General features: G+C 68.8%; 17 protein-coding genes and 1 pseudogene. 17 read left to right on the top strand and 1 reads right to left on the bottom strand.

The window, feature by feature from the left end; translation table 11 throughout:
* Positions 1-151 precede the first annotated feature (151 nt).
* Positions 152-1,162 carry a tRNA dihydrouridine(20/20a) synthase DusA gene (gene dusA, locus JHD63_RS08520; RefSeq protein ID WP_198970320.1) on the top strand — a complete coding sequence of 337 codons (1,011 nt, stop codon included), beginning with the start codon at positions 152-154 and terminating at the stop codon, positions 1,160-1,162.
* Positions 1,163-1,248: 86 nt separating this feature from the next.
* Here dusA and JHD63_RS08515 read toward each other — a convergent pair whose 3' ends face one another.
* Positions 1,249-1,626, bottom strand: a complete 378-nt coding sequence (locus JHD63_RS08515; RefSeq protein ID WP_198970319.1) for an STN domain-containing protein — start codon at positions 1,624-1,626, stop codon at positions 1,249-1,251.
* 222 nt (positions 1,627-1,848) lie between these two features.
* On the opposite strand from JHD63_RS08515, the gene JHD63_RS08510 reads away from it, so the two are divergent.
* The 16 genes and pseudogenes from JHD63_RS08510 (at position 1,849) to JHD63_RS08440 (ending at position 20,277) form a co-directional block, all read left to right on the top strand.
* Positions 1,849-2,421, top strand: coding sequence for an RNA polymerase sigma factor (locus JHD63_RS08510; RefSeq protein ID WP_198970318.1), 573 nt, complete (start codon positions 1,849-1,851; stop codon positions 2,419-2,421).
* Positions 2,421-3,443 carry a FecR family protein gene (locus JHD63_RS08505; protein WP_198970317.1) on the top strand — a complete coding sequence of 341 codons (1,023 nt, stop codon included), beginning with the start codon at positions 2,421-2,423 and terminating at the stop codon, positions 3,441-3,443. The genes JHD63_RS08510 and JHD63_RS08505 overlap by 1 nt, the downstream gene beginning before the upstream one ends.
* 109 nt (positions 3,444-3,552) lie before the next feature.
* Positions 3,553-6,030 carry a TonB-dependent receptor domain-containing protein gene (locus JHD63_RS08500; RefSeq protein WP_198970316.1) on the top strand — a complete coding sequence of 826 codons (2,478 nt, stop codon included), beginning with the start codon at positions 3,553-3,555 and terminating at the stop codon, positions 6,028-6,030.
* Position 6,031: 1 nt separating this feature from the next.
* On the top strand, positions 6,032-7,471 hold the full coding sequence (locus JHD63_RS08495; RefSeq protein ID WP_198970315.1) for an MFS transporter: 1,440 nt from the start codon (positions 6,032-6,034) through the stop codon (positions 7,469-7,471).
* Between the two features lie 66 nt (positions 7,472-7,537).
* The gene (locus JHD63_RS08490) at positions 7,538-9,208 is read left to right on the top strand and encodes a serine hydrolase domain-containing protein (RefSeq protein WP_198970314.1); all 1,671 of its coding nucleotides are present in this window, start codon (positions 7,538-7,540) and stop codon (positions 9,206-9,208) included.
* Positions 9,205-10,641, top strand: a pseudogene (locus JHD63_RS23945) (M81 family metallopeptidase); the annotation flags it as partial. The gene JHD63_RS08490 and the pseudogene JHD63_RS23945, both read left to right, overlap by 4 nt.
* A 57-nt stretch (positions 10,642-10,698) precedes the next feature.
* Complete coding sequence (locus JHD63_RS23940) at positions 10,699-11,589, top strand: alpha/beta hydrolase (protein ID WP_370590430.1); 891 nt, start codon at positions 10,699-10,701, stop codon at positions 11,587-11,589.
* Between the two features lie 29 nt (positions 11,590-11,618).
* A complete protein-coding gene (locus JHD63_RS08480) occupies positions 11,619-12,458 on the top strand; it encodes a MotA/TolQ/ExbB proton channel family protein (protein ID WP_198970312.1) in 840 nt (279 codons plus the stop codon).
* 34 nt (positions 12,459-12,492) lie between these two features.
* Positions 12,493-12,921, top strand: a complete 429-nt coding sequence (locus JHD63_RS08475) for an ExbD/TolR family protein (protein WP_198970311.1) — start codon at positions 12,493-12,495, stop codon at positions 12,919-12,921.
* Positions 12,922-12,970: 49 nt separating this feature from the next.
* Positions 12,971-13,405 (top strand): ExbD/TolR family protein, encoded by a 435-nt coding sequence (locus JHD63_RS08470; RefSeq protein ID WP_198970310.1) that lies wholly within the window; start codon positions 12,971-12,973, stop codon positions 13,403-13,405.
* Entirely contained in the window at positions 13,402-14,064 is a 663-nt protein-coding gene (locus JHD63_RS08465; protein WP_198970309.1) for an energy transducer TonB, read from the top strand. Before JHD63_RS08470 ends, JHD63_RS08465 begins: the two co-directional genes overlap by 4 nt.
* An 8-nt stretch (positions 14,065-14,072) precedes the next feature.
* Positions 14,073-15,536, top strand: coding sequence for a M81 family metallopeptidase (locus tag JHD63_RS08460; protein WP_198970308.1), 1,464 nt, complete (start codon positions 14,073-14,075; stop codon positions 15,534-15,536).
* A 172-nt stretch (positions 15,537-15,708) separates the two neighbouring features.
* Positions 15,709-16,026: a ribbon-helix-helix domain-containing protein gene (locus JHD63_RS08455; RefSeq protein WP_198970307.1), complete on the top strand. Its 318-nt coding sequence runs from the start codon at positions 15,709-15,711 to the stop codon at positions 16,024-16,026.
* Positions 16,023-16,439 (top strand): type II toxin-antitoxin system VapC family toxin, encoded by a 417-nt coding sequence (locus JHD63_RS08450; protein WP_198970306.1) that lies wholly within the window; start codon positions 16,023-16,025, stop codon positions 16,437-16,439. Before JHD63_RS08455 ends, JHD63_RS08450 begins: the two co-directional genes overlap by 4 nt.
* Before the next feature lie 112 nt (positions 16,440-16,551).
* Entirely contained in the window at positions 16,552-18,084 is a 1,533-nt protein-coding gene (locus tag JHD63_RS08445; protein WP_198970305.1) for an acyl-CoA carboxylase subunit beta, read from the top strand.
* A 165-nt stretch (positions 18,085-18,249) separates the two neighbouring features.
* Positions 18,250-20,277 carry an acetyl-CoA carboxylase biotin carboxylase subunit gene (locus JHD63_RS08440; RefSeq protein ID WP_198970304.1) on the top strand — a complete coding sequence of 676 codons (2,028 nt, stop codon included), beginning with the start codon at positions 18,250-18,252 and terminating at the stop codon, positions 20,275-20,277.
* The last annotated feature ends 58 nt before the right edge of the window (positions 20,278-20,335 follow it).

The raw sequence follows: 20,335 nt of genomic DNA, 5'->3' as shown, positions 1-20,335 counted from the left end.
CCCGGGAAGGCGTGTACGACATGCAAATGCAGGCACCGAATGTCCGCAAGGTGCTGCGCGTTCGAGGCGCGCAATGAAGACCTGCGCCGCCTGGGCAAGCGCCATCTGGGAAAATACGAGGTTTATCGCACTCACCCGCGCCGGCCCCGAGATGCCCAATCCTCCAGAAAAAGCCAGCAGCCACAGCCCCTGGCGCCTGTCCGTCGCGCCGATGTTGGATTGGACCGATCGCCATTGCCGCTACCTTCACCGGCTGCTGACGCGCCATGCGCTGCTCTACACCGAGATGGTGACGACCGGCGCGCTGCTGCATGGCGACGTGCCGCGGCACCTGCGCTTCAATGCCGAGGAGCATCCGGTGGCCCTGCAACTGGGCGGCAGCGAGCCGGCGGATCTGGCGCTTGCGGCGCGGCTGGGGGCCGAGTGGGGCTATGACGAGATCAACCTGAACTGCGGCTGCCCGTCCGAGCGGGTGCAGCGCGGGGCCTTTGGCGCGTGCCTGATGCAGGAGCCGCGACTGGTGGCCGACTGCGTGAAGGCCATGGCGGACGTGGTGGACCTGCCGGTCACCGTCAAGCACCGCATCGGTATCGACAAGCTGGAGAGCTATGACTTCGTGCGTGACTTTGTCGGCACCGTGTCCGAAGCGGGCTGCCGGGTCTTCATCGTCCATGCGCGCAATGCCTGGCTGCAGGGCCTGAGCCCGAAGGAGAACCGCGAGGTGCCGCCGCTGCGCTACGAGTTGGTGCACCGGCTCAAGCGCGACTTCCCGCAACTGGTGATCGCGATCAATGGTGGCTTCACGGGTTCCGCGCAGATTGCCGAACAACTGGCGGTGCTCGATGGCGTGATGGTGGGCCGCGAGGCCTACCACAACCCCTGGTCGATGGCCGGCTGGGATGCGGACTTCTACGGCGCGGCGCCGTGCGGGCCGACGCGCGATGAGGTGGAGGAGGCGATGGTTGCCTACATGGAGCGCGAGGCGGCGCGCGACGGCACGCCGTGGCCCGCCATTGCGCGCCACATGCTCGGCTTGCGCCACGGCCTGCCGGGCGCCCGGCACTGGCGCCGGGTCTGGAGCGACCATCGCCTGAAGTCGCAGCCGCCGCACGCGGTGATGGCGCTGGCGCGGCAACCGGCTTTCACTGCGGTGGATGGCTGACAGGGCAGGTGTTTTGAGTGAAAAGTGGCTGGAAGACAGGAAGTTCCAAGGCTTCTAGCTATTTTTTGTATAGCAATTCGCGTAGTTCATGGCTTCTTGCCGGCAGAAGCGGGCGCGCTTGCTGCGTTCGCGGCGGGTGCGACGAGCACGATGGCGCCGTCCTGTCCGCGGCGGATGCGCAGGCGGGTGCCGTCCAGCAGCCGGGCCAATGCGGCATCGGGGGCGATGCTGCCCTTGACGCCTCGCGTGGACAGATCCTCGACGTCTTCCATTTTGTAGATGAGCTGCACGCCGGACTGCGCGATGAAGGCGTCGAGTGCGGGCCTGAGCGCGCCGCCGCCCACGTCGAAGTCTCGGGGGGCGGCGTATGACAGGCTTGCCATGAGGAGGCAGGCGGCGCTGATGGTGATGCGCCGGCGTGCTGCAATGGGGCGGTTCGGGCTGTGCCTCCCGGTGGGATTCATGTAGGGGTGTTTCCTGCGCATTGGGTTCGCTTGTGATTTCTTAGACGAGCGCGGCCGGGCTTTCCGGTAGCGGGGCGCCTTGTTTCGGTGCATCCCTGCGATCTCGTGCTGTTTTCATGCCGCGTTACCGGAAATCGTCCGGCCATCCGTCTCCATGTCTGTCGCCAATCCCGGCGAGCCGTGATCCACCGGCCTGTTGCAAGGCCTTTCAGGAGCGCTTCTTTGGTTCTCAGTGACTTGGACAACTGGTTCGTCAGGGAAGTGCTGCCGCTGGAGGCCGCGCTCACGCGTTTTCTGCGCCGCAACTGGCGCGACGACGCCGAAATTCCCGACCTCCGCCAGGACATCTACATGCGCATCTACGAGGCCGCCGCCAAAGGCGTGCCCGATCTGGTGAAGCCCTTCGTCTTCACCACGGCACGCAACCTGCTGATCGACCGTGCGCGGCGGGCACAGATCGTTTCCATCGAGATCATTGCCGACCTCGACGCGCTCGATTTCTCCGCCGACGAACTCACGCCGGAGCGCCACGCCTCGGGCCGGGGCGAACTGCGGTTGCTGCAGAACGCGCTCGATGCCCTGCCGTCCAAGTGCCGCCGTGTGGTGGAGATGCGCAAGATCGAAGGCCTTTCGCAGCGCGAGGTCGCCACGCAACTGGGCATCACCGAAGACACGGTCGAGCGGCAGGTGTCGCGCGGCGTGCGGGCGCTGGCCGACGCCATGGTCTCCAGCGGCGTGCGCCTGGACACCAAGGCCTTCGGCCGGGCACAGAATGACAAGAGACTCTCGACATGATGCAAGCCGAACTCATTGAAGCCACTGCCGCCGATTGGCTGGCGCGCCAGGACAGCGGCGCCTGGACCGATGGCGACCAACAGGCGCTCGATGCCTGGATCGCGGAGTCGCTCGCGCACCGCGTGGCCTGGCTGCGGCTCTCCAGCGTCTGGCAACGCGCCGACCGGCTGAGCGCTCTGCGCGCGCCTGCGGCACAAGCTGCACAGGCGGCACAGGCGGCACAGGCGGCATCGCCGGCCGCCGAGCCTGCACCGCGCAAGACAGCGGCGACCTGGCTGCCGCGCTTTTCCATGCAGCGCATTGCCGCCGGGGTGCTGCTCGCGGCCGCCGGCTGCGGCTGGCTGGGTTGGCAGTATGCGCAGGGGCCGCAGAGCGAGCTGTATGCCACGGCCGTCGGAGCCCGCCAATCGGTCGCGCTGCCGGATGGTTCGGTGGTCACGCTCAATACCGCCACGCACTTGCGCGCCTCGGTGACCGGGAGCGGACGCAAGGTCTGGCTCGACGATGGCGAGGCCTTCTTCGACATCGCGCATGACGAGAAGCGCCCCTTCGTCGTGACCGCGGGCGAGCACCGTATCACCGTGTTGGGCACGCGCTTCCTGGTTCGGCGCCAGGGCGACCACGTCAGCGTGACGGTGGAGGAGGGGCGCGTGCAGATCGCGGCATTGCAGAACGACAAGTCCGGCAAGGCCAGCGAGCCCACCGTGCTCACGCGCAACCAGGCGGCGGTGGCCAGCGCGGGCAACCTGCTGGTGATCTCGAAAGTCCCGAAGCAGGTCGAGGACGAGCTGAGCTGGCGGCGCGGCAGGCTGGTCTTCGACCAGACAACGCTGGGCGAAGCGGCCGCCCAGTTCAACCGCTACAACACCCGGCAGTTGGTGATTGCCGATCCGGCCGTCGCGCGCATTCGCATCGGCGGCAGCTTCGAAGCCAACAACATGAGTGGATTCGTCGCCTTGCTCAAACAGGGCTTCGGTCTGGCGGTGCAGGAGAGCGGAAAAGAAATACTGATTTCGAAATAGGCGTGTTACCGGAACGTGACGGGGCGTTCGTCTCAGTGGGTATCCGAACAATAAACCACACTGGAAGACAACTATGCATAGAGCCGTGCCAAGCCCCCGTCCACTGTCCATGAGCAAGCGCAACTGGAGGACCCTTCGTCCCTGGCTCGTAGGCGGTACCTGGGCTCTCGTGGGAGGGCTGTCGGTGCAGGCCCAGGCGCAGGGCCAGGTCCCGGCGCCGCATGGCTTCGATGTCAGGGGCGGCGACCTGAAGACCGCACTCGAGGCCTACACCGCGCAGGGGGGCGTGCAACTGCTCTACAAGGTCGATGACGTCAACGGCGTGGCCACACGCGGCGTGAAAGGCGAGCTCTCGCCGCAGGACGCGCTGGCGCGTCTGCTCGAGGGAACGGCGCTGCTCACGCGCCGTGGCGACGACGGCGCGATCGTGATCTACGCCGCGGCGCCAGCGGCCAGTGCGGAGACGCCGCTCGAGACGCGGCCGCAGGCACTCGACAGCGTCACCGTCACGGCCACCCGCCGCCGCGAGCCGGTGCGGGAGATCCCGATGCAGGTCAACGTGATGAAGGCCGAGTCGCTGGAGCGCGCCGGCGCCAAGAATCTGGCCGACTACGTGGCCGAGCAGCCGGGCGTGACCATGACGAGCAGCGGCAGCGTGGGCGGCATCCTCACCATGCGCGGGCTCACCACCGGCCCGGTGCAGGGCATTGCCACCGTCGGCGTGTATGTGGACGACGTGGCCACGGGGCTGAGTTCGTCCGGCGCGCTTGCCGGCTTCACGCCGCTGGACATGGGCATGCTCGACCTGCACCACATCGAGGTGCTGCGCGGCCCGCAGGGCACGCTGTACGGAGCCGGCGCCATGAGCGGCGTGCTCAAGTACGTGACCAACCAGCCCGACACGATGGAGTTTTCCGGTTCGGTGAAGCTCGGCACCTCATGGACGCAGGGCGGCGGTCCCGGCTTCACGACGAGCGCGGTGCTCAACGTGCCACTCAAGGAAGACGTCGCGGCCGTGCGCATCGCCGCCTTCACCGACAGGGTCGGCGGCAGCTATGACGCCGTCGGCCCGGTAGCGGGCCGCAACGTCGACCGTGGGCACACCGACGGCGCCCGGCTCTCGCTGCTGGTGACGCCCACGAAGGAACTCACGGTGCGCCTCACCGGCACCATGCAGGACGTCAAGCGAAAGGGCCTGGGCTTCGAAGATATCGACAAGCGGACCCTGCGCCCTTGGGAACTCGACCGCACACGCCAACTGTCTTCCCGCGAGCCCTACAGCAACAGCACGCAGTTGTTCGGCGCTGACGTGGAGTACGACTTCGGCTGGGCGCGCCTGAACTCGATCACCTCCGCGCAGGACGTGAAGATCACCAACTCGGTCGACCTCACACCGCTTTACGGGCCGGTGGTGACCGCGATGGGACTGCCGGTGGCCTCGGTGCCGCTCGCCAGTGAAGTCGGGCAGCACCGCATCAGCCAGGAGTTCCGCCTGACCTCGCGCTCGGGCACCGCCATCGAGTGGCTGGCAGGCATCTACCTGAACCGCGAACGCGGCAGCAATGAGGGCAATATCAGTGCGAACCTGAACGGGGGCCTGGGCAACAAGAGCTTCCTGACGTCGACGCAGTCCTCGCGCTACCGCGAAGAAGCCCTCTATGGCGACGTCACCTGGAACGTGACGCCCGCGCTGTCGTTCACCGGCGGCATCCGGGTGGCGCATAACAGCCAGCGCTACGGCAGCAACCAGTCCGGCACGCTCGTCGGCCCGGTCGACGCCAGCGCCGCCGGCACCTCGTCGGAAAGCCCCACCACCTACCTTGCCGCGGCCAAGTACACGCTGTCGGAGACCAGCACCGCGTACTTTCGCGCGGCAAGCGGCTACCGTCCCGGCGGGCCCAACGTGCTGAAGGCCGACACCGATCGCAACATCGTGCAGCCGATGTACAAGTCCGACTCGCTCTGGAGCTACGAACTCGGCTACAAGGCCGACCTGCTCAACCGCACGCTGTCGCTGGAGACCGCGCTCTACGACATCGAGTGGCGCGACGTCCAGCAGCCCACGCGCAGCGGCGGCTTCGTCTTCGTCACCAACGCGGGCGGCGCCCGCGTCAGGGGCGCGGAACTCACGCTCAACTGGAAGCCCGCCAAGGACTGGCGCTTGAGCGCCAACGGCGCCTTCATCGACGCGACCCTGACCGAGGATGCCAAGGGCCTGGACGCCAAGGCGGGCACCCGGCTGCCCCAGACGCCGCGCTTTGCGACCACGCTGGGCGCGATGCGCAACTTCAGCATCGCTGATCACCCGGCCTATTTCGGCGTCAGCGCACGCTACACCGGCAAGCGCGACGCGGGCTACCCCGGCAGCTCGAGCATTCCGAGCATCCCGATGCCGGCGTTCACGCTGATCGACCTGCAGGCCGGCATCGACTTCCAGCGCTTCACCGTCTCGGCCTACGTGCGCAACCTGACCGACAAACGCGGCATCCTGTCGATCGACACGGGCCGGGCAGCGAACCCGAATCTGGTGCAGGCGGCGCTGGCGCCCTCGCGCACCATCGGCGTGAGCGTCAACGTTCCATTCTGAGATGTCGAGCCTTACGCCACTGGCGGCCGCGGTGCCGCCGGATACGACGAGCGCGGCCGCGCCCGCTGCGACACGCAAGGCGCCGACCAGCGCCTGGTATGCGCTGGTGGTGCTGGTCATCGCAACGGTGCTGGGGTCGATCGACAAGGTCATCCTCACGCTGCTGACCGAGCCGATGCGCATCACGCTGTCGCTCTCCGACACGCAATTGGGGCTGCTGCAGGGTGCGGGCATTGTGCTGTTCACCGGCATCGCCACGCTCCCGCTGGGCTGGCTCAGCGACCGCTACGACCGGCGCGTTGTGCTGGCCGCGTGCGTGGTGCTGTGGAGCGCCGCCACCGCCATGCGCGGCACCGCCATGGACTACGGCGTGCTGTTCATCGCCTCCATCGGCCTGGGTGTGGGTGAGGCGGGCCTGACGCCCATCACCAACAGCATGATCCCCGACCTGTTTCCGCGCGCGCAGCGGGTGCTGGCCAATGCGGTGTTCGCGCTGTCGGCCATCTTCGGCAGCGCGCTGGGCGCATTGCTGGGCGGCACCGTCATCCACCTGACGCAGGACCTGCGGCCGTTGCTGCCCGCGTCGATGCAGCACATGGAGGCGTGGCGGCTGACCTTCTTCGTGATGGCCTCCGCCGGCATCCCGGTGGCGCTGCTGGTGCTGTCGATCCGCCGCACCCGGCGCGGCGGCGCGCAACCGGACGCGGTGGCTCCGGCGACTTCGATGCCGCACGATGCCGCCCCCGCCGCCAGCGCCGCGCATCCAGCCGATGTGGACGATGCGGTCAGCACCGTCAGCTTCCGCGACCACCTGCGCCAGCACTGGCGAACCTTTGCCGGCCTGGTGATCGGCGCCGGTCTGGCAAGCATCGGCATGAGCTCGATCGGCACCTGGCTGCCGATCATGGCGGCGCGCGAATACGGCATCACGCCGACGCAGATGGGGCAGGGCATGGGCATTGCCTTTCTCAGCGGCACGGTGATCGGCGGCCTGCTGGGCGTGATGGCAATGCGCTACGTGCAGCCCCGCATGGGGCCGGCCGCCGCGCTGCGCATCATCATGCTGGGCAACCTCACGGCCGCGCTGCTGTCGTCGCTGCTGCTCTTCACGCGTTCGGCGACCGACGCATTCACATTGCTGGCGCTGCTGGTCGTGCCGCTCATCAGCGGAGCGGTGCTGCTGCCCAACGTGCTGCAGGACGCGGCGCCGCCGCACCTGCGCGCCCGCACCATTGCGATGCTCTCCGTGGGCGGCCTGCCTTTCGGCGTGCTGGGGCCGCTGGTGGTCGGCATGTTGTCGGATGCGCTCAAGTCGGTGCCCAACGGACTGGCGGTGGCCATCGTCGCCACCACGCTGATCGGCGGCGTCATGGGCGCCATGGTGCTGCGCGCCACCGAAGGCCCATTCGTGCGCCTGATGCGCGCGGCGCGGCCGACCTGATGGCCTTCCTCCGCTTCTCTCCCACCCCTTCGTTGTCCTTCCATGTCACAACAACCACCGCCTTTCGTGCCTGACACCTCCTCTTCGCCTGCCGCCGCCGAGGCGTCCGCGCTGGCCGCCATCGACGCACTGATCGCCCCGCTCAACCGCAGCGACGCGCCGGGCCTGGTCATGGGCATTGCGCGCAACGGCCGCCTGCTGTACCGGCGCGCCGTCGGCATGGCCAGCCTGGAGATGGGCGTGGCCAACACGCCCACCACGCGCATGCGCATCGCCTCCACCAGCAAGCACTTCACGGCGATGGCGGTGCTGCTGCTGGCCGAGGACGGCCTGCTCGACGTGGACGACGCGGTGCACAAGCACCTGCCCGAAATGCCGCAACTGAGCGCCGAAGGCCCCACGCTGCGCCACCTGCTGAACCACACCAGCGGCTGGCGCGCCCATGACGAGCTGTGGGCCATCGCGCATGGCCTCACGTTCACGCGCCCGGGCCCGGGGTTGCCCGCCATGGTGCGCCAGCGCGAGCTCAATTTCGAGCCCGGCACGCAGATGAAATACAGCAACGGCGGCTACCACCTGCTGGCGAAGATCATCGAGCGCGTGAGCGGGCAGAGCTTCAACGACTTCCTCAAGGCGCGCCTGTTCGGGCCGCTGGGCATGCCCGACACCGCTTCGGTTGCGACCGACCTCGACGTGGTCCCCGGCCTGGCCGGCCTCTACATGCCCGCGCCCGGCGGTGGATGGCAGCGCGGCCTGTACCCGTGCGAGCTCGACGGGGGTGGCTCGCTGGTCTCGACGGTGGACGACATGCTGCGCTGGCTCGCGCACATGCGCAGCAGCGAGAAGATCGTGGGCAGTGCCAAGAGCTGGGCCCTGCTGTCCGAGCCCACCACGCTGCGCTCGGGTTCGAAGGTGAGCTACGGCTTCGGACTGGCGCGCCATCCGTACCGCGGCGTGGAGATCATCCACCACGCGGGCGCCGTGCTCGGCGCACAGTCGCAGATGCTCAGCGTGCCGGCGCACGGGCTGGACATCATCGTCATGGTCAACGGCGCCCCGGTATCGCCATCGCCGCTGGCCCTCAAGGTGGTCGAGCTGCTGCTGGGCGACGCGCTCGCGCCGCCTGAAGTGCGCCCGCTGGCCAGCGCCTTCCCCACGCTGCTCGGCCATCACTACCACGCGCCGGCCAACGGCGGCCTGATCGGCTTTGCCGACGTCGCGGGCAAGCTGGCCATGTCGTGGCAGGCCGGCGCCGCGACACCGATGCACCAGGGCGAGGGCAGGCTGTGGCTGGGCCTGCAGGACCTGCCGGTCAACGACCTCGTGATCGACGCTGGCGACATCGACCCGCAGCGCACGCCCGACACGCTGGTGCTGTACGAAGGCGGGGAGCCGCGCCGCTACGAGCGCCTGCACGCGCCCGCGCCCGATGCCGCGGCATTGGCCGAAAAACTGTGCGGCGACTACACCAGCGCCGACCTCGACGCCACCGCGCAGCTGACGCTGGCCAACGGAGCGCTGCTGCTCACGGTGCACGGCCGCCACGGGCAGCATGCCTGCGTGCTCAAGCCGCTGTCGCCCGACGTGATGACGCTCACCTCCACCGATCCGGTGCTGAGCCAGATGGGCAAGTCGATCCTCAACGTGGAGCGCAAGGCCGGCCGGGTCACGGGACTGCGGCTGAGCACGCTGCGCACACGGAACATCCACCTCGTCCGCCAGGAGCCGCGCGCATGAAGTTCTTCACCACACTCTTCGCCACCGAGACCAACACCTTCGTCTCCGCCCCCACCGGGATGGGCAGCTTCGAGGAATACGGCATCTTCCGCGGCGACTCCAGCACGCGCGACGCGGCCGGCTACGGCATGTTCGCGGTGGAGCTGCGTCGGCAACTGGCCGCCGAAGGCCACGAGCTGGTCGAAGGCCTGCTGGCCTTTGCCCAGCCGCTGGGGCGCACCGTGCGCACGGTGTATGAGAGCCTGCGCGACGAGATCCTGGATGACCTGCGCAAGGCAGGCCCGGTGGACGGCGTGATTCTGGTGCTGCACGGCGCCATGGTGGCCGAGGGCTACGACGACTGCGAGGGCGACCTGATCGCGCGCGTGCGCGCCATGGTCGGCCCGAAGGTGGCCATCGGCGTGTCGCTCGACCTGCACTGCCATTTCACTCGGAAGATGCTGAACGGCGCGGACGTCATCATCAGCTACAAGGAATATCCGCATACCGACGCGGTGGAGCGCCTGCACGAGCTGGTGCGCATCGTGGTGGACACCGCGCAGGGCCGCGTGCGGCCCACCACCGCCGTGCACGACTGCCGCATGGTCGGCAAGTGGCACACCACGCGCGAGCCGATGGCCGGCTTCGTGCGCCGCATGGAAGCCTGCGAGAAGCTGCCCGGCGTGCTCTCGGTGTCGCTGGGCCACGGCTTTCCGTGGGCCGACGTGCCGGAGTCCGGCGCCAAGCTGTGGGTGGTGACCGACAACGACCCCGCGCTCGCCGCGCAGCTCGCCGATGAACTGGGCCGCGCGTTCTGGGACCTGCGCCACCAGACCGGCGTGCCCTCGCTCTCGATCGACGAGACGCTGGAGCAGGCCATGGCCACGCAGGGCGGCCCGGTGGTGATCGCCGACACCGCCGACAACCCGGGTGGCGGCGCCACCAGCGACAGCACCTTCGTGCTGCGCGCGATCGTCGAGCGCGGCATCGCCGACGTGGCCTTCGGCGGCGTCTGGGACCTGGGCGCGGTGCAGCTGTGCCGCGATGCGGGCGTGGGCGCGAGCTTCGAGCTGCGGCTGGGCGGCAAGTGCGGACCGGCCTCGGGCGATCCGATCGACCTGCAGGTGACCGTCATGGCCGTGCAGGACGCGCATTCGCAGGGCGGGCTCTCGGGCGTGCGCACGCCCATGGGGCCCTGCGTGTGGGTGCAGGCGGCCAAGGGCGTGGACATCGTGCTCATCAGCAAGCGCAACCAGGTCATCGGCACCGACCTGTTCACCGGCCTGGGCATCGACCTGGCGGCCAAGAAGCTGGTCGTGGTGAAGTCGGCGCAGCACTTCCATGCGGAGTTCGGCCCCATTGCCAGGTCGGTGCTGTACGTATCGACGCCGGGCGCGCTGAGCACCGACTTCGCCAATCTGCCGTACCGCGTGCGCGATCTCGACTACTGGCCGCGCGTGGAAGAACCGAAGCGCGCGGCGCGCCTGCCGCCCTCGGTGGACGGGCGCGGCATGCCCGCACCGGGCGAGCTGTACACCATCGACGGGCGCCGGATGCACCTGCAGCGCAGCGGCCCCGCGCCGGCCAGCGCAACGCAGCCTACGCTGGTGATCGAGGCCGGCGGCGGCTGCGCCTCGCCGATCTATGCGCGCCTGCAGCAGGCCCTGTCGGCCAAGTACCCCGTGATCAGCTACGACCGCGCCGGCATGGGCTGGAGCGAGGCCGACGACGCGCCCTTCGACGGCAGGCGCAACGCGCAGCGGCTGCATGCGCTGCTGGCCGCGGCCGGTGTGAGCGGCCCGATCGTGCTGATCGGCCATTCGCTCGGCGGTCTGCTCAACCGCATCTACACCGGCCTGTACCCGGAGCAGGTGGCCGGGGTGGTGATGCTCGACGCCAGCCACCCGGAGCAGTTCGAGGTGTTCGAGGGCCTGCCGCCGGAAACGCTGGCGCCCGAGCGCGCCAAGCGCGCCGAGTTCCAGGCGGGCGGCCCGCCGCCGCCGGAGTTCGCGCCGGTTCAGGCGCTGTTTGCCGACATGCCCCATGTGCTGCGGCAAATGTCCGCGACCTACACGCCGCAAACCGTCGACACGATCCTGAAGGAGCACGTGGGCCTTCCGCTCGTGGCCCGGCAGGCCGGCGCCTCGCCCGACCTGGGCGTGCGTCCGCTCGCGGTGCTGTCGGCAACCGTCATGCAGCAGATGCCGCCCGGCGCCGAGGCGGGCGCCGAAGTGCAGAGGCGCTGGCCCGAGTACCAGCGGTCGCATGCGGCGCTGTCCACGCGCAGCCGCCTGACCCCGGTGGAGGGTGCCGAGCACATGACCCTGGTGCTGTTGCCGCCCTTCGTCAAGCGCGTGGCCGAAGAGGTCGACCTGGTGATGGCCCAACTCGACGGCGCCTGATGCATCTTTTCATTTCCCCGGAGAAACCCATGATGAAAACGCTTTTCGCAAGACTGCTGGCGCCGGCCGCTGCGGCAATCCTGGCGGTATGCCTGCTGGGGGCACTGCCCGCGGCCCACGCCCGGAACGACGCGGCGCCGGCCACCGTGGGCACGGCTGCAGCGGCACCCGCGGACGCGCCGGCACCGGCGCAGCATGCGAGCGCCAATGCCGACAGCCCCTACGGCATCGGCGCGCTCTGGGCGCAGAGCGATGCGGTGACCAAGGCGGTGCTCGCCATCCTGGTGATCATGTCGATGTCCAGCTGGTACGTCATCGTCATCAAGCTGCTCGAGCAGAGCCGCATGGGCCGGCAGGCCAGGCAGGTGGACGATGCGTTCTGGAGCGCCAGCAGTGTCCAGGCCGGCACGGCGAAGCTGGCCGAAGGCAGCCCCTTCCGCTTCATCGCCGATGCCGGCGTGCACGCCACGGAGAAGCACGTCGGCCTGCGCGGCAAGGTGGACTTTGCCGACTTCGTGGACCTTTGCATCCACCGGGCCACCGAGCGCGTGCAGCGGCGCCTGAGCAACGGCATGTCGCTGCTGGCCACGGTGGGCTCCACCTCGCCGTTCGTCGGGCTGTTCGGCACGGTATGGGGCATCTACCATGCGCTCACCGCCATCGGCGTGGCCGGCCAGGCATCCATCGACAAGGTGGCAGGCCCGGTGGGCGAGGCGCTGATCATGACCGCCATCGGCCTGGCCGTGGCGGTGCCGGCGGTGCTGGGCTACAACTGGCTTCTGCGCCGCAACGTCGCCGTGATGGACGACGTGCGCGAGTTCAGCGGCGAGCTGCACTCGGTGATCCTGGCCGGCAGCGCCACGGCCTGAGTCCCTTGCCACCGCACACTGCCCAAGGCGCACCATGGCAATGAACATTCCATCGGCCGGGGGTGAAGAGGACCAGGCCATCGCCGCCATCAACACCACGCCCCTGGTGGATGTGATGCTGGTGCTGCTGATCATCTTCCTCATCACCATTCCGGTCGTCAATTACTCGGTCCCGGTGCAAGTGCCCAAGCAGCGCAACGAGGTGCGGGAAAGCAAGCCGGAGACGCTGGTGCTGTCGGTCGATGCGGCGGGCCGCATCTACTGGTACGACACTCCCGTGCGCGATGTGAGCAGCCTCGTGGACCGGCTCAGGAAGGTGGCCGCCCAGACGCCGCAGCCCGAGGTGCACATCCGCGGCGACTGGCAGTCCGACTACGAGCCGGTGGGCCGGATCATCTATGCCTGCCAGGCCGCGGGCATCGTCAAGGTGGGCTTCATCACCGAGCCGCCCGCGCGGTTGTGAAACACCCCCAGGCTTCGCGCCGCGCCATGGCCAACTGAAAGAAACAGCGATGCGAAAACAAAAGCAGGGGCGCCGCGCCAGCGCGCCGCCCGACGAGCCGATGATGGACATCAACACCACGCCGCTGATCGACGTGATGCTGGTGCTGCTGATCATGCTGATCATCACCATTCCGATCCAGCTGCACGCGGTCAACCTGAACATGCCCCACGGCAACCCGCCGCCGAGCGACATCAAGCCCGAGGTGCTGCGCATCGACGTCGATGAGCGCAGCACCATGCTGTGGAACGGCGAACCGGTGGCCGATCTGCCGGAAGTCGAACGGCGCTTCGAGCAGCTTGCCAGGCAGGCGGTGCAGCCCGAGGTGCATCTGCGGCCCGACAAGCGCGCCAGGTACGACATCGTGGCCGGTGTCATGGCCTCGGCGCAGCGCGCGGGCCTGAACAAGCTGGGCATCGTGGGTTCGGAGCAGTTCGTACCATGAGCCGCTCCAAGGATTTCGACCCCAAGTCCCGCTTCGGCCCGGTCGGCATCGGGCTGATGGTGCTGTTCCACGTCCTGATCGGGTATGCGCTGGTGTCGGGCCTGGCACGCCAGACGATCGAGCTGACCAGGAAGCCGATGGATGCCACCATCATCACCGAGGTCAAGCTGCCGCCGCCGCCCCCTCCACCGCCGCCGCCGCCGAAGAAAATCGTCCGGCAGGAGGCGCCCCGGACACCGCCGCCGCCACGCCCGGCCTACGTGCCGCCGCCCGCGGTGGCACCGCCCGAGAGCACGGCGCCTGCGATCACGGCGGTGCAGAGCACCGAGCCGGTGGCGCCGCCGCCCGCGGCGCCACCGGCGCCCGCGGCCCCGCCCACGCCGCCCGCGCCGCAGCGGGCGGCTTCCACCGACATTGCGGTGGCCTGCCCGAAGCAGGTGCGTCCCGAAATGCCGCGCAAGGCGCTGGACGAAGGCATCAGCGGCGTGGTCGTGGTCGAGGTGCGCATCAAGGGCAACCACGTGACGGACGTGCGCTTCGTCTCGGGGCCGCGCGTCTACCAGGCGGCGGTGCGCGCGGCGGTGATGCGCTACGAATGCCAGACCACGGGCGATGCCGAAATCCTGGCCACGCAGGAGTTCATCTTCAAGTTCAATTAGGGCGATCCATGCGAGTCTTCAGCGCCACCCTGGCGGTCGAAACCAACACCTTTGCCCCGATGCCGACGGGCCTGTCTTCGTTCAGGGAGTTCGGCTACTACCCGGCCGGGCAGCACCCCGACCGGATGACCCTCTATGCCGGTCCGTTGTGGGCCGCGCGCCTGCGGGGGGCCGAGCGCGGCTGGCAATTGTTCGAGGGCGTGGTGGCCGGCGCGCAGCCCGGCGGCGCCACCACGCGCCATGCCTACGAGACGCTGCGCGAAGAACTGCTGGCCGACCTGCGCGCCGCGCTGCCGGTGGACATGGTGCTGCTCGGCCTGCACGGTGCGATGGTGGCCGACGGCTATGACGACTGCGAAGGCGACCTGCTGGCGCGCGTGCGCGGCATCACCGGCGCGGACGTGGTGATCGGCGTGGAACTCGACCCCCACTGCCACCTGACGCCGGACATGGTGGCCCTTGCCGACCTGATGGTCGCCTGCAAGGAGTACCCGCACACCGACGTGCTGGAGCGCGGCCTGGAACTGGTCGACCTGTGCGCCGCGATGGTCGAGGGCCGCGTCAGGCCGGCGGCCGCCGTGGTGGACTGCGAGATGATCGTCACCGTCCATACCTCGCGCGAACCGGGGCGCGGTTTTGTCGACCGCATCCAGTCGCTCGAAGGCCGCGACGGCGTGCTGTCGATCTCGATCGCGCACGGCTTCCCGTGGGGCGACGTGGCCGACATGGGCACCAAGGTGCTGGTCTATACCGATGGCGACGCCGCGCAGGCCCAGGCGCTCGCGCGCCAACTGGCCGATGAGCTGATCGGCCTGCGCGAGGGCCTCACGGTGCGCTACCCCGGCATCGACGCCGCCCTCGACGAGGCGCTGGCCTTCGACGGCGGCCCGGTGGTGCTGGCCGACGCGGCCGACAACCCCGGCGGCGGCTCGGCGAGCGACTCCACCTTCATCCTGCGCCGCATGCTCGAGCGCGGCATCGGCAATGCGGCGCTCGGCCCGATGTGGGACCCGGTCGCGGTGCGCATCGCCTTCGACGCCGGCGTGGGCGCGAGGCTGCCCATGCGCATCGGCGGAAAGATCAGCCCGCTCTCGGGCGATCCGCTCGACCTCGAATGCACGGTGAAGGCGCTCCGGCACGACCTGGTGATGACCGGCCTGGCGAACACGCCCGTGCCCATGGGCGACTGCGCGCTGGTCGAGGCCGGCGGCATCGGGATCGTGCTGGTCACGCTGCGCAACCAGGCCATGGGAACCGACCTTTTCACGCAACTGGGCTGCGATCTGGCGGCGCGCAAGATCGTCGTGGTGAAGTCGTCACAGCACTTCTACGACTCGTTCTCCCAGGTGGCCCGGCAGGTGATCTATGCCGGCGCGCCCGGCTCCGTGACGCTGGACCTCCGCACCCTGCGCTACCGCAAGGTGCGCGGCCCGAAGTGGCCGCTCGACGCCGGCGCGTTGACGATTTCTTGAAGGAAAGTGCCTGAAGCCCAGGTAGATTCTGGGCTATTAGCTATAAATAGTGTAGCAAAAGGCCGAGTCGCAACCTGCATCCCGGAACTCCCTGGAGCGGATCCGCCAGCCGTCGAACACCGGCCATATGCCAAATTGATACAGTAATACCGTAATTCAACGGAGACGCATCATGGCGGTATCGGTGCGGATGGACCCCTTGCTGGAAAAGGAGCTGGAGCTGGCCGCCCGCCGGCAGGGCGTGACCAAGTCGCAGTTCATCGTGGAGGCGGTGGAGCGCGCCCTGGGCCGCAAGAATCCGGCGGCGCTCTACCACCAGGTCATGGAAAAGGCTGCGCACCAAGCGGTGGGCGAGGGCGCGCCTGACGAAGACCTGCCGCCCCACCGATCGGCCCTGCGCCAGAGCCTGCGCGAGAGCTACGCGCAGCAGCAGGACGAGTACGCGGCGCATCTGGCGCAGCGCGCGGCCCGGCCCGGGAAGCCCGATTGAAGGTCTGCCTGCTCGACGCCGGCCCGCTGGTGGCGCTGTTCCATGCGGGCGACCGCTTCCATGGACATTTCCGGCAGCTCATCCTGGAGCCGGAGGTGCCGGTGCAACTGCACACCACCTGGCCCTGCGTGACGGAAGCCGGCCATCTGCTCGGGCCGCGCCACCGCCTGGCGCTGTTGCAGTGGATCGCCGCGGGCGCCGTCCTGGTCTATCCCTTCGACGCCGCCGACCTGCCCGAGATGTGCGGATGGATGGCGCAGTACGCCCGGCAGCCGCGCGCGGAAATGGACCTGGCCGATGCCTCGCTGTACTGGCTGGCCTGCGAGTCGGGCGTGACGCAGATCTTCACCGTGGATGTGCGCGGCTTCTCCCGCTACCGGCTGCCCGAGGGGCGCGGCTTCGACATCCTGTGAGCCGCCCTTGGCCATTTTCAGCAAGAAAAATGCTCGAATCCCAGGTTGCATCTGGGTATTGTGCTATTGAATGAATAGCAAGGCCGCACCGCCACCACGGAGATCCTTCCCCATGCGAGACATCCTCGAACAACTGGCGCGCAAGCGCGAGCAGGCGCGCCAGGGCGGCGGCGAGCGGCGCATCGCCGCGCAGCACGCCAAGGGCAAGCTCACCGCGCGCGAGCGCATCGAACTGCTGCTGGACGAGGGCAGCTTCGAGGAGTGGGGCATGTTCGTCGAGCACCGCTGCACCGACTTCGGCATGCAGGAGCAGAAGATCCCGGGCGACGGCGTGGTCACCGGCCACGGCACGATCAACGGGCGCCTGGTGTTCGTCTACAGCCAGGACTTCACCGTCTTCGGCGGCGCCTTGAGCGAGACCCACGCCGGCAAGATCTGCAAGGTGATGGAGCAGGCCATGCAGGTCGGCGCGCCCATCATCGGCCTGAACGACTCGGGCGGCGCGCGCATTCAGGAAGGCGTGGCCTCGCTCGGCGGCTATGCCGACGTGTTCCAGCGCAACGTGATGGCCTCGGGGGTGGTGCCGCAGATCAGCATGGTCATGGGCCCCTGCGCGGGCGGCGCGGTGTACTCGCCGGCCATCACCGACTTCATCTTCATGGTGAAGGACAGCAGCTACATGTTCGTCACCGGCCCCGAGGTGGTGAAGACCGTCACGCACGAAAGCGTGAGCGCCGAGGAGCTCGGCGGCGCCATCACCCACACCACGCGCAGCGGCGTGGCCGACCGGGCGTTCGAGGACGACGTCCAGGCGCTGCTGATGCTGCGCCGCTTCCACGACTACCTGCCGCAGAACAACCGCGAGAAGCCGCCGCTGCGCCCCGGCGGCGACCCTGCCGAGCGCGCCGAACCGTCGCTCGACACCCTGGTGCCGGAGCTCCCCCATCAGCCCTACGACATGCAGGAGCTGATCACCAAGGTGGTGGACGAGGGCGACTTCTTCGAGCTGCAGCCCGACTACGCCGGCAACATCGTCATCGGCTTCGCGCGCATGGCCGGGCAGAGCGTGGGCATCGTCGCCAACCAGCCGCTGGTGCTGGCCGGCTGCCTGGACATCAAGAGCAGCATCAAGGCCGCGCGCTTCGTGCGCTTCTGCGATGCGTTCAACATCCCGCTCGTGACCTTCGTCGACGTGCCCGGCTTCATGCCCGGCACCAGCCAGGAGCACGGCGGCATCATCAAGCACGGCGCCAAGCTGCTGTACGCCTACGCCGAATGCACGGTGCCCAAGGTCACCGTCATCACGCGCAAGGCCTACGGCGGCGCCTACGACGTGATGAGCAGCAAGCACCTGCGCGGCGACGTCAACCTGGCCTGGCCCAGCGCCGAGATCGCGGTCATGGGCGCCAAGGGCGCGGTGGAGATCATCTTCCGCGAGGACAAGCACGACCCCGCGAAACTGGCCGCCCGCGAGGCCGATTACACGCAACGCTTCGCCAACCCGTTCGTGGCGAGCGCACGCGGCTTCATCGACGACGTGATCCTGCCGCACGAAACACGCAGGCGCATCTGCCGTTCGCTGGTGATGCTGCGCGAGAAGAAGCTGGAGAACCCGTGGCGCAAGCACGGAAACATTCCGCTGTGACAAGGGACGTCACCGGCTCGGCGCTGGCCGTGGAGGCTCTGGCGTGGGAGCCTGCGCCGGCTTGCCGCGCACCGCATCGATGCGGCCGGAGCATCTCGGCTTTGCGGGGTCCCACGTTGCGCGGTAGTGCGGGTTCGCGGCCCACGTGAATCGAGGCCAAAGGTCATGTTTGAAAAAATTCTCATCGCCAACCGCGGCGAAATCGCCTGCCGCATCATCCAGACGGCCAGGAAGATGGGCATTGCCACCGTCGCCGTCTATTCCGATGCCGACCGCCAGGCCCGCCACGTCGCGCTGGCCGACGAGGCGGTGCATGTCGGCGCGGCGCCCAGCCGCGAGAGCTATCTGCAGGTCGAGCGCATCGTCGCGGCCTGCCGGCAGACCGGCGCACAGGCGGTGCATCCGGGCTATGGCTTCCTGTCGGAGAGCGAAGCCTTCGCGCGCAGGCTCGACGAAGAGGGCATCGTCTTCATCGGGCCCAGGCACCCGTCGATCGCGGCCATGGGCGACAAGATCGCCGCGAAGAAGCTCGCGCGCCAGGCCGGCGTCCACACCATAGCGGGCTGGGCCGACGCCATCGCATCGGCCGAGCAGGCGGTGCAGATCGCCCGCGACATCGGCTACCCGGTGATGATCAAGGCCAGCGCCGGCGGCGGCGGCAAGGGCCTGCGGGTGGCGTTCAACGACGAGGAGGCTTTCGACGGCTTCACCCGTTGCCGCAGCGAGGCGCGCAACAGCTTCGGCGACGAGCGCGTGTTCATCGAGAAGTTCGTCGAGGAGCCGCGCCACATCGAGATCCAGGTGCTGGGCGACGCGCACGGCAACGTGATCCACCTGAACGAGCGCGAGTGTTCCATCCAGCGCCGCCACCAGAAGCTGATCGAGGAGGCGCCCTCGCCCTCCATCGGCGAGGCCACGCGCCGGGCCATGGGCGAGCAGGCGGTGGCGCTGGCCAAGGCGGTGCGCTACCAGAGCGTGGGCACGGTGGAGTTCGTGCTCGGCAAGGACCAGCGCTTCTACTTCCTGGAGATGAACACGCGGCTGCAGGTGGAGCACCCGGTGACCGAGTGCATCACCGGCCTGGACCTGGTGGAGCTGATGATCCGCGTGGCCGCCGGCGAGCCGCTGCCGCTGACGCAGGACCAGGTCCGGCGCGAGGGCTGGGCCATCGAATGCCGCATCAATGCCGAAGACCCGTTGCGCAACTTCATGCCCAGCGCCGGCCGGCTGGCGCGCTTCCAGCCGCCGGAGCAGACCCTGTGCGCGGCCGATGCCGGGCGCGGGTACGGCACACGGGTGGACACCGGCGTGCACGAGGGCGGCGAGATCCCGGCGTGCTACGACTCGATGATCGCCAAGCTCGTCGTGCACGGCACCGACAGGGCCGACGCCATCGCCAGGATGCGCGAGGCGCTCGATGGCTTCGTGGTCCGTGGCATCAGCAGCATCATCGGGTTCCAGGCCGCGCTGCTGGCGCACCCGAAGTTCGCCGCCGGCGACTTCCACACCGGCTTCATCGCCGAACACTACCCCCACGGTTTCCGCGCCGAGGATCTGGCGCCCGAGGACCCCGGCTTCCTCGTGGCGCTGGCCGCCTGGATGCACCACCGCATCGGCACGCCACGGGCGGGGCAGGGCCTGAAGGCCGGCAAGCAGTGGGTGGTGCTCACGCTGGGCGCCGCGGGCCAGCGCAGCTACACGCCCGTGTCGGTGACCGATTTTCAAGGAATGAGTGGCTCAAGCCTAGTCAGTATCTTGGCTTCCAGCTACAAAATAGATAGCGACTCCGGCTCGGGCCAGTTGCGGGTGCGGGGCCTCTGCAACGACAGGCCCTTCGTCGCGCAGATCGAGCGCGGCACGCCGAACAATCCGCTGGTCCTGCGCATCCAGCACCAGGGCGCCCGGATCGACGCCATGGTGCTGTCGCCGCTGGCCGCGCGGCTGCACCAGTGGATGCCGTGCAAGGCGCCCCCGGACCTGGGCAAGTTCCTGCTCTCGCCCATGCCCGGCCTGCTGGTGGACCTGGCGGTGCAGCCCGGCCAGCAGGTCCGCGCCGGCGAGAAGCTGGCGGTGGTCGAGGCGATGAAGATGGAGAACGTGCTGTGCGCCGCGCAGGACGGCGTGGTGGGCAAGGTGGTCGCCAGCAAGGGAGAATCGCTGGCCGTGGACCAGGTGATTCTCGAATTCGCCTGAGCCGTCAACAAAGGAGCCCCATGCGCGTCGAACCACGACCCCATCCCATCGCAGTGCG

The sequence above is a fragment of the Xylophilus sp. ASV27 genome (genome assembly GCF_016428875.1).
Taxonomy (GTDB): Bacteria; Pseudomonadota; Gammaproteobacteria; order Burkholderiales; family Burkholderiaceae_C; genus Xylophilus.
Note: the sequence above shows the minus strand (reverse complement) of the source record. Positions and strands in the feature narration are given on the sequence as shown.